Raw genomic sequence first — 15,140 nt, 5'->3', positions numbered from 1 at the left:
ACATTTTTATAGTTATTTGCCTTACAACCTTTACTATAATGACTGATTGTTGAAGTCGTATAAACGGTTCGTAAAAGAGACGTAAAGGAATGTAATGCTTTGTAAACGATTGTAAAGATGAATTTACAATTGCAATCAATTTTCGCCTTGGCGTAATTGCCTCTGTCGCTTTGCTTTCGCACAGAAAACATTTGTTGCTGACGCTGCGTTTGCACTACGCTTTCGCACAGATAACATTTGTTGAATGAATAAACTTGCTTCCTATTGGAAAGATGCTATAATAAGCAATTGTGTCAGGAAATATTCTAAGAGGAGTTTGACTTTGTGATTAAGCATGCAAAAGTACAAAATGCCGATTACTTTAAAACGTATTTAACACTTGTTATGGATCATCGGGAATTTACTCTGCAAGAAGCCATTGATTTTATGGTAGAGTCTTATTTCTGTAATAATATAGAGCTATATGGAAAAAAACCGAAGCAACAATTTGAAATAGCTATTCAACAATTATCTGTATAATAAGTCTTCTATTATATAGAAATACAAAAAACACGGTATGAAATTGATTTTTCATACCGTGTTTTTTGTTCTCGGGTTTTCTCTGAAACTGTAAAAAAACCGCTAGGCATTTTCATGCACTAGCGGTTTCTATTATTTTTGCTCATCTTCACCAATTTTTTCTTTTGTGATTGCTGGTAAAATTGGTTGTTTTACATTACTCTCTGTCACTTTCTCAGTTTCATATTTTGCTTTTAACTCAAAATATTTATCGACAGAACGTCTAGCGATAACGTTATTATGTGTCAAATGCCCACGCGTTGTTGTTGCCCATGGAATGACAACAGCATAGGCAATTTCCGGATTTTCATAAGGAGCAAAACCAACATGTGTAAGAGTAAGTGTTTCCGTACCATAATACTCTTTTAACGGTCCGAAATACACTACCTCAGCTGTTCCTGTTTTCCCGGCCGCTGTATATGGAGCATTTGCAAATTCATGTCGTGCAGTACCTTTTGAACCTGTATAAACTCGACGTAATCCTTGTTTCACATAGTTGATTTCTTCCGGTGTATTATCAATTTGATTTAAAATAGTTGGTCCTATTTCAGTTACTAATTGTCCTAACTGTTGCCCATCTTCTGATGGCTCACGTACCTCTTTGACAACATGTGGCTGAATGCGATAGCCACCATTGGCGATTGTCGAAATATACTGCGCCAATTGTAAAGGTGTATACGTATCATATTGTCCAATCGCTAAGTCGAGTACTTTCCCCCCATAAGTCGGACCAGATGGACCTTGGAAACCGCTAAATTCATTTGGTAAATCAATCCCCGTATTTACACCTAACCCGAATTGCGCATAAGAATTACGCATTTTTGGGAATGTCTCGTCATTTAGACGTAATGGCATCATGTAGCTATACGGCGTCCCATTAATTAGCAAAGCTGTTTTAAACATATAAACATTTGAAGAACGCTCAAGTGCGCTTAAACCATCCATACTTATATAACCATTATGATTGAAAATCGATTTTTTTACTGGCGTTTGCAGTAAATGGATTGGTTCATCTCCTAATACAGTGTTTGGTGTTATGGCTCCTAATTGATAACCAGTTAGTAATGTTGCTGCCTTAACGGCAGAACCTGCCTCATAAGCTGTTGTAAAAGTACCATAAGAAAAATCAACGACTTCATTTTTCCCTGTTTCAGGATTTTTTTCAATCTTCTTACCAACCATTGATAAAACATCGCCTGTATTAGGGTTCATCATGACTAAAAAGGCACGATCTAATAAATGTGATCCAGGAAGTGCTTTTAATTTAAGTAATTCTTCCTCGACAATTTTTTCTGTTTCAACCTGTAATTCACTATCTAGTGATAAGACTAAATCTTTACCAGGCTCACCTTCATATGTCGTAACGGTGTCAACTACCTGCCCTTTTTTATTCGTAATATTTTTAACTACTGTTTTTTGTCCTTGCAGTAAGTCTTCATATTGCGCTTCAATATAACTTTCACCAACACGATCATTACGTGAATAATCGCGAGCTAAATAATAATTCAGCTTTTCTTTCGGAATACCTTTTGTTGGTACTGATGTACGCCCTAAAATACCGAGTGATGATAATTTCACACGTTTCCAGTCTGTCGTCGTGTTGACACCTGGTAATTCAGTTAAACGCTCAGAAACTCGTGCAAATTCATCAGCAGATACATTTTCACTCTTAATAATTTGCGGTGATAAATTATAGCCTGATACCATCTCTCGATAGATTGCTAATACTTCTAAATCGGCTTCTGTCAATTGCGTTATTTCTTCGTGTGTAATTCGTTCACGTACAAGTGTATCAATCTGAGAATTGATTTGACTTGTCGTAATATTTTCTTGTGCACTAATTTTCTTTTTCTCTGCCTCTGTTACCTTTGCATAGGCAGCGTCATGATTTTTTAATATCCAAAAATCCTGTTTATCACGTAAAGTGACACGGTTTGTTGGCTGTTCAATCAATTGTGCCAGCTTTTCAGCTATTTCTAGCATTTCCTCTGTTGTTGTTGTCTGCATTTTCGTATATGTAATCGCATTTTCTGGTTGGTTATCCACTAAAATATGTCCATTACGATCATACATTCTTCCCCTTGGCACACTTGTATTGACAGGTACTTCCTCTGTACGCTCTAAAATACGTACATAATCTTCCCCTTTTACGATTTGCATATAACCAAGCCTGAAAATTAACATCGAAAATAGGATAAATATTGCAAAGAAAAGGACATTCATACGAAATGTTAAATTAGAGTGATGTTTTGCTTTAACACTCGCCGCGCGATTTTTTCCCGGTGCTTTACGCATATGTATTCCCCTCCTCATCTAATTACAATTTAAATACACGATACCTAGTATACCATTCGAAGGTACGACAGGAAAGCATGCACTTGCGAATTCATGCTTGAAAACACCATTTATTTGACGGCACTTTACGATAAAAAGTTTCTGTTTCTTATCGATAGCTCGAAAAAAAGATGCTTCCCCATCTTTTTTGGGGTTCTATCCGTCGTTTCTGCTCTTCTTTCCGTCACTTTGACCTTTCTTTCCGTCACTCTGATGCGGCTATCCACGATTTTGGCTGTTCTATCCACGACTTTGACGGTTCTATCCACGACTTTGTCTATTCTATCCGCCACTTTGCCGGTTCTTTCCGTCGCTTTGACCTTTCTATCCGTCGCTCTGACTTCTATCCGTCTCTTCGGCTCTTCTTTCCGTCACTTCCGCTCTTCTTTCCGTCACTTTGCCGGTTCTTTCCATCACTTTGACCTTTCTTTCCGTCGCTTTGACTTCTATCCGTCTCTTCGGCTCTTCTTTCCGTCGCTTTGACGGTTCTTTCCGTCACTTTGACCTTTCTTTCCGTCGATCTGATTTCTATCCGTCACCTTGGCTCTTCTTTCCGTCACTTTGACGGTTCTTTCCGTCGCTTTGACCTTTCTTTCTGTCGCTCTGATTTCTATCCGTCTCTTCGGCTCTTCTTTCCGTCACTTTGACCTTTCTTTCCGTCGCTCTGACTTCTTTCTGTCACTTCTGCTCTTCTTTCCGTCACTTTGCCGGTTCTTTCCGTCGCTTTGACCTTTCTATCCGTCGCTCTGACTTCTATCCGTCACTTCTGCTCTTCTTTCCGTCGCTTTGCCGGTTCTATCCGTCACTTTGACCTTTCTTTCCGTCGCTCTGACTTCTTTCCGTCACTTCGGCTCTTCTTTCCGTCACTTTGACCTTTCTTTCCGTCGCTCTGATGCGGCTATCCACGATTTTGGCTGTTCTATCCACGACTTTGACGGTTCTATCCACGACTTTGTCTATTCTATCCGCCACTTTGCCGGTTCTTTCCGTCGCTCTGACTTCATTCCGCCGCTCTGACTTCTATCCGTCTCTTCGGCTCTTCTTTCCGTCACTTTGCCGGTTCTTTCCGTCGCTTTGACCTTTCTATCCGTCGCTCTGACTTCTATCCGTCTCTTCGGCTCTTCTTTCCGTCACTTTGCCGGTTCTTTCCGTCACTTTGACCTTTCTTTCCGTCGCTCTGACTTCTTTCCGTCACTTTGGCTCTTCTTTCGGTCACTTGTTCTACTAAACCTAAAAGAAAACAGTAAAAAAGGCTATGCCAAGGTGATTCATCACCTGACATAGCCTTTTTCGGCATAATTGCGTCCGGATAACGGTTTTGTGGTTGCACAAAGCCGAATCCGTGACATCTACCGAAGAATTTAAATTATTTTGCAGCTTGGAATTTAGCTTCTACTACATCCCAGTTTACTACGTTCCAGAATGCACCGATGTAATCTGGACGACGGTTTTGGTAGTTTAAGTAGTAAGCATGCTCCCAAACGTCTAAGCCTAGGATTGGCGTTTTACCTTCCATAACTGGTGAGTCTTGGTTTGGAGTAGATGTAACAGCAACTGAGTCACCATCAACGATTAACCAAGCCCAACCTGAACCGAAGCGAGTTGTAGCAGCTTTTGCAAATTCTTCTTTGAAAGCATCTAAAGAACCGAATTTAGCATCGATTGCTTTTGCAACTTCGCCAACTGGAGTATTTGAACCTTCTGGAGCGATTACTTCCCAGAATAATGTATGGTTAGCATGTCCACCACCATTGTTACGTACTGCAGTTTGTTTGTCAGCTGGAAGAGCATCAAGGTTTGCAATAAGATCGTTAATATCTTTTTCAGCAAATTCAGTGCCTTCTACTGCTGCGTTTAAATTTGTTACATAAGTATTGTGGTGTTTTGAGTGGTGAATTTCCATTGTTTTTGCATCGATATGTGGTTCTAATGCGTCATAAGCGTAAGTTAATTGTGGTAATTCATAAGCCATTATTAAGTTCCTCCCTAAATTAAAGAAATAATTAGTACATCCTTAGATTATCAAAATTGGTCAAACCATTCAACGAAAAATACTTCATATTGAAGATTTCAGCCTTTTGACCGAAAAACCAATACGATTATCCTGCCCTCATTTTTATATGACTAAACTTTCATAGGGATGGAAATCATATCGCGATAAAGAACACAACAATCATAACGATTTGAATGACAGCCTTCGCTATTGTTGATGTTAAAAAGCCAACTAGAGAACCAATACCGCTTTTCACGGCCTCTTTCAATGTACGGCGCTCTACGATTAACTCTGCAATCACCGCTCCTAAAAATGGGCCAACTAATATCCCTGCGACTGGAATGACGAATGGTCCAATTAACAAACCAATAGTACTGCCCCACATACCAGCATTTGAGCCACCGAATTTTTTTATACCAAAGGCATTTGCCACAGTATCAGCACCAAATAATAAAACAACAAACAAAATTTCAATCGCCCAGAACCACCAGCTTAACTCTGCAAATGAGAAAAATAACCCATATACGATATAACCACCGAGTATAAATAACACACCTGGAATTATCGGGTATACTAATCCAACAAATGAAACGATAAAGCAGGCAATCACTAAAATCCAGCCAACAACTTCCATAAAAATTCTCTCCTTTTGTCGTGCATTGCCTTTAATACGAAATCACAAAGTAAAAAGTTTCATTCGCTTAATGTCGAATTCCTAATATCGAGTCTGCTATATTAACTGCATGATCTCCTATACGCTCTAAATTGCTAACGATATCCGTATAGACGATTCCTGCCGCTCCATTACATTCATTTGTATTTAAGCGTGCAATATGCTTTTGTCTTAGTTTATCTTCCATGTCATCTATCAAACTTTCGAGCTCTGTTACTTCCTGTGCCAAGCTTAAACTCGCCGTATCTAGAGCCTCTATGCTCTTACGAACAGCTTCAATGGCTAAACTAAACATGCCTATTAAATCTTGTCGTGCTGACTTACTTAAACTTACCTCGTGATGATCTTTATATTGTAAAAGCTCTAAAATATTTTCAAAATGATCACCTATACGTTCAATGTCTCGAACATTTGTTAAAAGTGTATGATGCCTTACTGAGTCTGCACGAGAAAGTGGCTGCTTAGACACCATTACTAAATAATTCGTGATTTCCTCGTCTAAATGATTGAGCGCCACTTCTAACTGTAAAACTGTAGGTATGAGTGTAGCTTCACCTGTTTTCATATATAAAAATGTTTCTTCTAGACCACGGAGTGCATGCTCACCCATGCGTAACACTTCCTCCTTTGCTTGACCAAGTGCAATCGCTGGAGAGGAATCAATAAATGATGGATCTAAATGCTTCGTTGTTACATCAATATTTCCGTCATGTCCAGGAACTATCTTCGTGACAAGTGCAGTCAATCCTGCAATAAATGGTAGCTGAATCATCATATTAATAACGTTAAACGAGCCATGCGCTATCGCTATTTGCATTTTCGCTTCTAAATGGAATAGCTCACTAACCCACTGAACATAATGCATAAATGGTGTAAAGAACACCATGAAAATAATAGTACCTATCACATTAAATAGTACATGTGCCATCGCTGCACGCTTAGCATATATAGAAGCACCGAGCGAGGCTAAAACTGCTGTAATCGTTGTGCCTATATTTTCTCCAAACAAAATAGGTAATGCACTATCTAGGCCAATTAAATGCTCAGCATATAAGCCCTGTAGCACACCGACAGTCGCTGTGGAGCTTTGTACAAGTAATGTGAATATTGTCCCAAGAAAAATTCCTATAATGGGCTGATTACTTAGATGCAACGTTAATGATTCAAAGTCAGCTAATTGATGAAGTGACTGCATGCTTGCACTCATAAGCTCTAATCCTAAAAATAATCCACCAAAGCCAAATACTATTTGCCCAATATGCTGGTATGAGGCTTTCTTAAAGAAAAATAACAACCCAGCACCAAGCGCTAGTAACGGATAAAAATAAATGCCAATATCAATACCAATAATAAATGCGGTTATTGTCGTGCCAATATTCGCACCCATGATGACGCCGATCGCTTGACGCAATGTTAAAAAGCCTGCACTCACTAACCCAACCGTAATCACTGTCGTTGCAGAGCTCGACTGTATACAAATCGTCACAAATATGCCCACTAATACACCCATTAAAGGATTTGTTGTAAAACGATTTAACCACTCACGCAGTCGATCATCTGCCGATTTTTGGAGCCCATCCCCCATAAACTTAATGGAAAATAAAAAGACTCCTAAACCGCCTAAAAATTGAAACAGTATGCTTTGCCAATCTATTGTCAATTGTATTCGCTCCAATTCCTACGTCTATACTACTCTATTCCTAATCTTTAAATGATAGTGTACAAAAAGTAAAGAAAACCTTTAACTTTTTTACACAATGTTAACATTTCAATATCGTATTCTCAGTTATTATTACTTATTTCATATCTTGTCAAAGTTGAACATGATAGAATAGCGATTGGAGGAGATATGTTATGAAACACTCACAACTATTGATCGATAGCTTAATTCATCCAAAAAAACTTGCTGCCTATCGATTATTACCTATCGGAAAAGTCATTCAATATACCTTTCTTCTAATTACTATTGTTACAGTTTTCTCTTTTGGTCGTTTTACGGCTGGTATTTCTGTTGATACATTTGATATGAATAGTGTAAATGGTATAACTGAATACATAGAAGACATTAAATGGTTATTGTATCCCGTGACATTCATCATGCTATTTGTTTTTACAACGATGCTTATTTTTACACAAATTGCTCTCTATGCTTTGGCAGGTCTATTTATTTTAAAAGTCATGAAGCGTCGCGGTGAATACCGTCATATTTGGCGTACTACAACATTTGCCATGACATGGGCTGTTCTTTTAAGTATGTTATCAGATTATTTACAAATTAACAGTACAATTATCTCTGTTTTTTCTTTCCTTTTAACGGTAACTCTATTAATTGTAGCCCTCATAAAATATCCAAAACAACCAATTGCAAAATAATATGCATGATTCCCCTCTCTTCTAAATATAGTGTAGAAAAGGAGGGGATTTTTTGCGTGCATTAGTGTTAACAGCCATCATCATTATTTTTGCTTTTGTCATAAAAGTAGATTTAACAGAGGGGTCATTACATCTCGCTGCCTTTTATCCGAAAGATACAGAAAACGCTATTTGTGAAAAGCAGCGAGAACCAAACTATATAACCGTACAGACTATCCCAGGCGATACTATCCACAGCTTATTTGCACTACATCCTGCAAAAGTACCCATGACCTTTCCTGAACGCTTACAATTATTTTATGAATTGAATCCACACTTACAATTACAGGCACTTGTCCCTGGTGAAAATATTAAGCTTCCTCTGTCATTTGAATTTGAAAACAAATGTGGAAAATGAAAAGTTAGCGTTTCTTCCTTGTCCTTATTTTCTTACACTGCTAAAATAAATGTCAGTGACGGTCGAAAGTATGGCCCGAAAAGGAGAGAAAGTTAATGAGTGAAATTTGTCACCGTACAAATACACGTCCTGTGCGTGTCGGTAACTTAACAATTGGTGGTAGTAATGAATTATTCATTCAAAGTATGTGTACAACAAAAACACATGATGTTGAAGCAACAGTAGCAGAAATTCTTCGTCTTGAGGAAGCGGGCTGTCAAATTGTTCGTGTCGCAGTACCAGATGAACGTGCAGCAGATGCGATTGCAGAAATTAAAAAGCGTATCAATATTCCATTAGTAGCTGATATCCACTTTGACTATAAATTAGCATTAAAAGCAATTGAAAATGGTATCGATAAAGTTCGTATTAACCCAGGTAATATCGGGCGTAAGGAAAAAGTAGAGGCCGTTGTGAATGCAGCTAAGGCTAAAGGTATTCCAATCCGTATCGGGGTAAACGCTGGTTCATTAGAACGTCATATTCTAGAAAAATATGGTTATCCTACTGCGGACGGTATGGTAGAATCTGCCCTTCACCATATTAAAATTTTAGAAGACTTGGACTTTCACGATATTATCGTATCCATGAAGGCATCAGACGTAAATCTTGCGATAGAAGCCTATGAGAAAGCGGCTAAAGCCTTTAATTATCCTCTACATTTAGGGATTACTGAATCAGGTACACTATTTGCTGGTACTGTAAAATCAGCAGCTGGCCTTGGAGCAATCCTATCAAAAGGTATTGGTAATACTTTACGTATTTCTCTATCTGCTGACCCTGTCGAAGAAATAAAAGTAGCACGTGAGCTATTAAAATCATTCGGTCTTGCTTCTAATATGGCAACGCTTATTTCATGCCCAACATGTGGTCGCATCGAAATTGATTTAATTTCCATTGCTAATGAAGTAGAAGAATATATTTCTACACTTGCTGTACCATTAAAAGTAGCTGTTCTTGGCTGTGCGGTAAATGGACCTGGTGAAGCACGTGAAGCAGACATCGGTATTGCTGGTGCACGTGGTGAAGGTTTACTATTTATGAAAGGCAAAACAGTTCGTAAAGTGCCTGAAGAAACAATGGTTGAAGAGCTGAAAAAGGAAATCGATAAATTAGCAGCTGAAATGGCAGAAAAACGCGCTGCTGAAGAAGCAGAAAAAGCGAACGCCTAGGGAGGTGCTAGCATGAATAAGCCCCGCTTTGGAATTGATATTGATGGGACAGTGACATGTCCTAGTACACTCATTCCACATATCAATAAACAATATAATGTAAATATTACGCTTGACGATGTGTGCGAATATGATTTTTTATCAGCATTTCCCCACCCTGTTGATCGTGTTGCATTTAATACATGGTTTAAAGAAAATGAACCCTATATGTACGAGGTATCTGAAGCGGCTAAAGATGCGAAAGATATTTTACATGCATGGAAAGATAACTACGAGCTTTATTACATCTCTGCTCGTGGTGAGAATGTATCTGATGTTACGGTAAATTGGTTTAATGCTCAGTCAATTCCATACGATCATATTGAGCTCATCGGTAGCCATGATAAGGTTTCCGTAGCTAAAAAACATGGTGTTGAGGCATTTTTTGAGGATAAGCATGATAATGCGGTCATACTTGCGGAGGAATTAAAAATACCCGTCGTATTATTTGACACTCCGTATAATCGTCTTGCTGTTCCTAACAATGTCGTACGAGTTTATAACTGGCAAGAAGCCAACCAATTTATTACTAATTATTTCAAATAATGCAGTAAAGAGTCGTGTTCAAGTGCTGAACACGACTCTTCTTATTCCCTTCTCTTTATACTTCAAGTATTCCTCGTAACCAACGCTCAACAAAATTTTCAAAGGTAATGCCATAGTTTTCATATACACTATGGTACACAAAATAAGTCCCTAATCGCTCAAGTAATTCATCATTAATCTTCATCACAAACCACTCCTTTTTTATAATTTTACTGAATTTTCAGATACAGAAACTTCCGATTCTCTTGACATTCGAGTGGAGTTCGCATCGTTGCAAAACCGTCACAATCTGCCTCCTTCATGCCCTTTCTTCGTATTTTTCTTTTCGTTAATATAGTAGTAACAACTTGCAAAACTGGAGGGACTACTTGTGAAATGGATGACAAAGGTAGCTAGTATAACATGCCTCTGTGCGTTGCTAGCTGGCTGTGGAGATCGGCTTTCTGAAATTAAAGATGCAGCATCTGGCATAAATTCAGCAGCAAACTCCGCAGCTAGTGCAGTTAGTCGCGATGTACATGCTATACGAGCAATTGACATTAACTATAAAGATACATCCTTTACAGTTAATGACCTATTTAAAACTATTTTACGTGACGTACGCTGGGATTATGACGCTGAAAAAAATGAGCTTCATGTGAAGGGTACATGGCAGGCACCACTATTTTCTGAGCAAACGTGGGATAATGCCATGAAAAAACAACTCGCGGAAACCGGTGTAGTAAGGGTTACATGCACTTTAACAGACAATATGATTGATAGTGCATCTACAAATGTAACACTTGTTTTTAATGATGAAACAATTCTCGAAATGACTGGTGAAGATGCGCTTCTTCACCTATACGATACATATTTACAAAAACAAACTCCGTAGCTATTTAACAAGGCTGTTTTCTAAAAAATTGTTACTATTTTAAAAAAAGGCAGATTTAATCTACAAAACGTGTAGAAAAAATCTGCCTTTTTTTGATATTTCGTGAATCGAATTTTTAACTAAAGCACCCCGTTTATCAGTTAGGACCGTTAGTCGGTTAATGGAATATCTCCCGTATAGCAACAGTTCTCAACGTTTACGATTTGGCTGTATCTGTTTGAAAAAATGACTACATAATTGTTAGTGTCATTTTCTCATTACAGCTCCTTCTAGACTGTTATTCTGTGGAGAGGATATGTATTTTTTCTAAATAATACTTCACGATAGCTAAATATTCTCTGGTGTAGTACTTAATACGAAATTCAGGTGGTGTTGCAGCTGGTAAGCCGGTAACGTTAAGTCCTAAATCTTCAGCAATGGATTCGGCTCGATAGAGATGGAATCGGTTTGTCACAACTACAACTGTGGAATCTTTGTCTATGTAATCCAATGAATACTGAAAGTTTTCAAGAGTGCGAGTAGAATTGGATTCGGTGATGATTCGTTGTTCATCAATACCTAATTGTATTAATGATTCTTTAATTACAGAAGCTTCAGACACAATTTCGTCCTGCCCCTGGCCACCAGAAGCGATTGCAATTGTATTTGGATTCTCTTTTAAGTATGTAGCTGCGGTCGTGATGCGCTCGAACAGCAGACTAGACGGCTGATCCCCCGATAAACGTGTACCTAAAATAATGAGGTAATCTGCATCTTCTATCGCAGTATCTTTGCCTTGAGACACGATAAGTAAGTGTAGGCAAAGAAAAAAAACAAGTACTGCAGCAAGCAATATAGTGATAAGCTTGAATATCTTCTTCATAATAATCTCCTTTTTACATTGTAACGATTGACATTATATAAATTTTCGGTAGCAAATTTCAATTTATATTGTTGATGTCCAAAATATAACTATAACATCTTCACCTAAAACAATCTCGCTCGGTGGCAGTTCTTTAGTAAATAAATCCATCCCCCGAAGAAATCTTACAATTTAGAAATATTGTGCCCTATTATTTGAAATTCATAAAAGCATCACGTTATAATCAAAGTATCACGTGATGGTTCGGAGGTGTTTGCATTGGGACAGAGAAATTAAAAATTGGCGAGCTTGCAGAAAAAACTGGCATTACAAAAAGAACAATCGATTATTATACAAACATAGGCCTATTAGCAGCTGAACGATCTGCATCAAATTATCGCTACTATGCCCCTGCAATGATTGAACGACTTCATTATATTGAGCAACGCAAACAAGAGGGTCTTTCACTCATAGACATACAACATGAACTTAACATCACACCGTACGAAGAAATCGATGTAAAAATATTACGTATAAAAATGCAAGATTTAGAGCATGATGTAACTTCTTTACTAGAACAAATGAACAAACAAGACAATAAAGATATTGAAAAGATAAAAAAAAACGTTTCACCCGAAAGCATTGCACTTATGCAATCTTTACTTTTACTTATTCATAATTAGGAGGTGACGTTCTGTTCATACAGAACGACTATTTGGAGACCATACTTAACTTATCGATTTTCACTATTTTATTAGCTTTAACTGGCTTTTTCGTGGCAACAGAATTTGCCATTGTAAAAGTGCGTTCCTCAAGACTTGACCAATTGATTGCAGAGGGCAATAAAAGAGCTATTTCTGCTAAGCATGTTGTCAATCATTTAGACGAGTATCTTTCTGCCTGTCAGCTTGGTATAACTGTAACAGCACTTGGTATCGGGATGGTCGGTGAAAAAACTTTTGAATTTATGCTACACCCCCTTTTCGACATGATTGGCATTTCAGATAAATATATGACGATTTTTACAATTGGTAGCGCTTTTGCCATTGCAACATTTTTACACGTTGTTGTCGGTGAGTTAGCACCCAAAACTGCTGCCATTCAAAAGGCTGAAACGATTACACTTCTTTTTGCCAAACCTATTATGTTGTTCTATAAGGTGATGTATCCATTTATCTGGTTCTTGAACGGCTCAGCTCGAGTGTTAGTTGGCACATTTGGTATGAAGCCAGCATCTGAGCATGAGTTATCACATACAGAGGAAGAATTGCGCTTACTGCTATCTGAAAGCTTTAAAAGTGGTGAAATCAATAAAACAGAGCTAAAGTTTGTAAATAATGTCTTTGAATTCGATCAACTTATTGCTCGTGAAATTATGGTACCTCGAACAGAAATTGTTGGAATTGAAAAAAATGATTCTTTTACAAAGATCATTCATTTTATCGCGGATGAGAAATATACTCGATATCCTGTTTATGATGGTGATCGTGATAATATTTTAGGCTTTATGAATGCCAAAGAATTGTTTACACACGGTTTGCTTGAGCAATTAACAGACGACTCTTTAATTCTTGAAAATTTCATTAATCCTGTAATCCGAGTAATTGAAACAATTCCAATTCAAGAACTACTTGTGCGTATGCAAAAAGAGCGAATTCATCTGGCCATATTAATGGATGAATACGGCGGAACATCAGGGCTTGTTACAGTCGAAGATATTTTAGAAGAAATTGTTGGTGAAATTCGCGATGAATTTGACGATGATGAAATTGCAGAAATCCGAAAAGTAAATGACAATCACTATATTTTAAATGCAAAAATGCTCATAGAGGATGTTGAAAATCTATTAAATGTAACACTTGAAGCAGAAGAAGTTGAAACATTGGGCGGTTGGTTTTTAACATTGAATAATGGCATTAAAGCAACTAGAAATATCGAATTAGCTCCATATGTATTTAGTATCTTTGAGCAGCATGGCCATCAGATTCATTTTATCGAGGTTCGTCCCCTTCGCAAAATTATACCTGCTGTAACAGAAGCATAAGACAGCCGGTACATTTTTCATACGTTTAACTTTACTAGCATCATCCAATAGGTCTATTCTAGTTTTTCTAGATACTTTCGTCTTATTCCATTATTAGGTATATACGTATATAATAGAAACATGAATATGATTCTATTTTCAGGGGGCATCACATAATGAAATTATTTAAGCTATATCATTCGGACGGTATTCATATCATTACGGACGTCAAAAAACACAAAACGAACATTGAATTAAAAACGATCACAGGTGAGGTATTATATATTATCGTTGTGACAGACGAAAACTATACTGTATACGATGATCGCTTTGCCGGCGCTTCAAAGCAATTAAATTCAGTGGAGGCATTTGATATTGACGGCAACTTCCGTAGCTTGGATTTTGATAATATGCGTTCACTTTTCAAAGAGGCATTTACGAGGCTAATGCAAGAAATCGCAGAATGTGTCAATGATAATAGCGAACTAGTAGATATTGATACACTACGTCATAAAATAAGCGATCAAATTAAAGGTATCCATTTCCGCGTTATTTCTGATACGAAAAAATACGAGATTTAAGCATTTAACAGACTGTCCAAAAATAGAATGTTGGACAGTCTGTTTTTACGTTACAAAATGCATCGACCTACTCGCCATTCATCAAAAAACACCCTCGAAAATCCCGAATTCCCACGATTTAACCACAATTACTAGCGAAACAGAAAACACTATTTACCACTTTCATGTATAATGGTACTTAACTATCTGAAAGGAAGGGTGTTTGGATGAATCGTGAACAATTAATCACACTTATTTCAGAAAAACTGAAATTAATCCGTACTGAAAAAGATTTAACGCAGGATCAGATGAGTGATTTACTAGGACTTTCTAAAAAAACACTTGTCCAAATTGAAAAAGGTCGTATTCAGACTGCCTGGACTACAACTGTTGCGGTTTGCGCATTATGCCGAGAAAGCTCAATTTTACAGCATGAGCTCGGTGGTGATCCACTTGAGATTGTCGACCTAATCGCTAATAATGGAACATTACAACCTAAAGAAAAAACGATGGGTGGATACATATGGTGGAAAAACCTTAGCGAATACAATGGTTATCGCTTACAACAAAACGCCATTAGTCAGCATTTTCGAATTCTAGATACAAACAACTATCGACTACTATCAACATTTGATGAATCATTGGCCAAGCAAGAATGGGAAAAGATTACAGTATGAATCAATTCTGCCTCGGCATAATTGCATCCGGAATCGGCTTT

22 protein-coding genes are annotated in these 15,140 nt (G+C 37.6%); 16 read left to right on the top strand and 6 right to left on the bottom strand.

The window, feature by feature from the left end; all coding sequences use genetic code 11:
- Positions 1-324: 324 nt before the first annotated feature.
- A complete protein-coding gene (locus ACB089_RS08050; protein WP_368638585.1) occupies positions 325-519 on the top strand; it encodes a hypothetical protein in 195 nt (64 codons plus the stop codon).
- A 132-nt stretch (positions 520-651) separates the two neighbouring features.
- Here ACB089_RS08050 and ACB089_RS08045 read toward each other — a convergent pair whose 3' ends face one another.
- Positions 652-2,853 carry a peptidoglycan D,D-transpeptidase FtsI family protein gene (locus ACB089_RS08045; RefSeq protein WP_374965961.1) on the bottom strand — a complete coding sequence of 734 codons (2,202 nt, stop codon included), beginning with the start codon at positions 2,851-2,853 and terminating at the stop codon, positions 652-654.
- Between the two features lie 170 nt (positions 2,854-3,023).
- Between ACB089_RS08045 and ACB089_RS08040 the strand changes: the two genes are divergently transcribed.
- The 6 genes from ACB089_RS08040 to ACB089_RS08015 are packed head-to-tail and all read left to right on the top strand — an operon-like array spanning position 3,024 to position 4,176.
- The gene (locus tag ACB089_RS08040; protein ID WP_374965960.1) at positions 3,024-3,314 is read left to right on the top strand and encodes a hypothetical protein; all 291 of its coding nucleotides are present in this window, start codon (positions 3,024-3,026) and stop codon (positions 3,312-3,314) included.
- The gene (locus ACB089_RS08035; RefSeq protein ID WP_374965959.1) at positions 3,311-3,457 is read left to right on the top strand and encodes a hypothetical protein; all 147 of its coding nucleotides are present in this window, start codon (positions 3,311-3,313) and stop codon (positions 3,455-3,457) included. The genes ACB089_RS08040 and ACB089_RS08035 overlap by 4 nt, the downstream gene beginning before the upstream one ends.
- 17 nt (positions 3,458-3,474) lie before the next feature.
- Positions 3,475-3,621 (top strand): hypothetical protein, encoded by a 147-nt coding sequence (locus tag ACB089_RS08030; RefSeq protein WP_374965958.1) that lies wholly within the window; start codon positions 3,475-3,477, stop codon positions 3,619-3,621.
- Entirely contained in the window at positions 3,618-3,764 is a 147-nt protein-coding gene (locus ACB089_RS08025) for a hypothetical protein (RefSeq protein ID WP_375122139.1), read from the top strand. The genes ACB089_RS08030 and ACB089_RS08025 overlap by 4 nt, the downstream gene beginning before the upstream one ends.
- Complete coding sequence (locus ACB089_RS08020) at positions 3,700-3,909, top strand: hypothetical protein (protein ID WP_374965957.1); 210 nt, start codon at positions 3,700-3,702, stop codon at positions 3,907-3,909. The genes ACB089_RS08025 and ACB089_RS08020 overlap by 65 nt, the downstream gene beginning before the upstream one ends.
- A gap of 57 nt (positions 3,910-3,966) precedes the next feature.
- Positions 3,967-4,176 (top strand): hypothetical protein, encoded by a 210-nt coding sequence (locus ACB089_RS08015; RefSeq protein WP_374965956.1) that lies wholly within the window; start codon positions 3,967-3,969, stop codon positions 4,174-4,176.
- 82 nt (positions 4,177-4,258) lie between these two features.
- On the opposite strand, the gene ACB089_RS08010 is transcribed toward ACB089_RS08015, so the two are convergent.
- From ACB089_RS08010 to ACB089_RS08000, 3 genes are all read right to left on the bottom strand, one after another.
- A complete protein-coding gene (locus tag ACB089_RS08010; protein ID WP_374965955.1) occupies positions 4,259-4,864 on the bottom strand; it encodes a superoxide dismutase in 606 nt (201 codons plus the stop codon).
- Positions 4,865-5,039: 175 nt separating this feature from the next.
- Complete coding sequence (locus ACB089_RS08005) at positions 5,040-5,519, bottom strand: DUF456 domain-containing protein (protein ID WP_368638581.1); 480 nt, start codon at positions 5,517-5,519, stop codon at positions 5,040-5,042.
- A gap of 67 nt (positions 5,520-5,586) precedes the next feature.
- On the bottom strand, positions 5,587-7,218 hold the full coding sequence (locus ACB089_RS08000; protein WP_374965954.1) for a Na/Pi cotransporter family protein: 1,632 nt from the start codon (positions 7,216-7,218) through the stop codon (positions 5,587-5,589).
- A gap of 194 nt (positions 7,219-7,412) precedes the next feature.
- Between ACB089_RS08000 and ACB089_RS07995 the strand changes: the two genes are divergently transcribed.
- The 4 genes from ACB089_RS07995 (at position 7,413) to ACB089_RS07980 (ending at position 10,124) form a co-directional block, all read left to right on the top strand.
- The gene (locus ACB089_RS07995; protein WP_374965953.1) at positions 7,413-7,931 is read left to right on the top strand and encodes a DUF1189 family protein; all 519 of its coding nucleotides are present in this window, start codon (positions 7,413-7,415) and stop codon (positions 7,929-7,931) included.
- A 52-nt stretch (positions 7,932-7,983) separates the two neighbouring features.
- Entirely contained in the window at positions 7,984-8,328 is a 345-nt protein-coding gene (locus ACB089_RS07990; protein WP_368638578.1) for a hypothetical protein, read from the top strand.
- 95 nt (positions 8,329-8,423) lie between these two features.
- Positions 8,424-9,539, top strand: a complete 1,116-nt coding sequence (gene ispG, locus ACB089_RS07985; RefSeq protein WP_374965952.1) for a flavodoxin-dependent (E)-4-hydroxy-3-methylbut-2-enyl-diphosphate synthase — start codon at positions 8,424-8,426, stop codon at positions 9,537-9,539.
- A gap of 12 nt (positions 9,540-9,551) precedes the next feature.
- Positions 9,552-10,124 carry a hypothetical protein gene (locus tag ACB089_RS07980; RefSeq protein ID WP_374965951.1) on the top strand — a complete coding sequence of 191 codons (573 nt, stop codon included), beginning with the start codon at positions 9,552-9,554 and terminating at the stop codon, positions 10,122-10,124.
- Positions 10,125-10,179: 55 nt separating this feature from the next.
- Here the strand turns inward: ACB089_RS07980 and ACB089_RS07975 are convergent, their stop codons facing one another.
- The gene (locus tag ACB089_RS07975) at positions 10,180-10,311 is read right to left on the bottom strand and encodes a hypothetical protein (protein WP_263297627.1); all 132 of its coding nucleotides are present in this window, start codon (positions 10,309-10,311) and stop codon (positions 10,180-10,182) included.
- A gap of 192 nt (positions 10,312-10,503) precedes the next feature.
- Between ACB089_RS07975 and ACB089_RS07970 the strand changes: the two genes are divergently transcribed.
- Positions 10,504-10,998, top strand: coding sequence for a hypothetical protein (locus ACB089_RS07970; RefSeq protein ID WP_368638606.1), 495 nt, complete (start codon positions 10,504-10,506; stop codon positions 10,996-10,998).
- A 277-nt stretch (positions 10,999-11,275) separates the two neighbouring features.
- Here ACB089_RS07970 and ACB089_RS07965 read toward each other — a convergent pair whose 3' ends face one another.
- On the bottom strand, positions 11,276-11,860 hold the full coding sequence (locus ACB089_RS07965; protein ID WP_374965950.1) for a YdcF family protein: 585 nt from the start codon (positions 11,858-11,860) through the stop codon (positions 11,276-11,278).
- Positions 11,861-12,117: 257 nt separating this feature from the next.
- Between ACB089_RS07965 and ACB089_RS07960 the strand changes: the two genes are divergently transcribed.
- The 4 genes from ACB089_RS07960 to ACB089_RS07945 all read left to right on the top strand — a co-directional run bounded on the left by ACB089_RS07960 (position 12,118) and on the right by ACB089_RS07945 (position 15,099).
- Positions 12,118-12,522, top strand: a complete 405-nt coding sequence (locus ACB089_RS07960; RefSeq protein WP_374967523.1) for a MerR family transcriptional regulator — start codon at positions 12,118-12,120, stop codon at positions 12,520-12,522.
- A gap of 32 nt (positions 12,523-12,554) precedes the next feature.
- Entirely contained in the window at positions 12,555-13,883 is a 1,329-nt protein-coding gene (locus tag ACB089_RS07955; protein ID WP_374965949.1) for a hemolysin family protein, read from the top strand.
- A gap of 155 nt (positions 13,884-14,038) precedes the next feature.
- Positions 14,039-14,443, top strand: coding sequence for a hypothetical protein (locus ACB089_RS07950; protein WP_368638572.1), 405 nt, complete (start codon positions 14,039-14,041; stop codon positions 14,441-14,443).
- Positions 14,444-14,649: 206 nt separating this feature from the next.
- On the top strand, positions 14,650-15,099 hold the full coding sequence (locus ACB089_RS07945) for a helix-turn-helix transcriptional regulator (protein ID WP_374965948.1): 450 nt from the start codon (positions 14,650-14,652) through the stop codon (positions 15,097-15,099).
- Positions 15,100-15,140 lie beyond the last annotated feature (41 nt).

This window comes from Lysinibacillus sp. RS10, from assembly GCF_041956855.1.
GTDB lineage: Bacteria > Bacillota > Bacilli > Bacillales_A > Planococcaceae > Lysinibacillus > Lysinibacillus xylanilyticus_A.
Note: the sequence above shows the minus strand (reverse complement) of the source record. Positions and strands in the feature narration are given on the sequence as shown.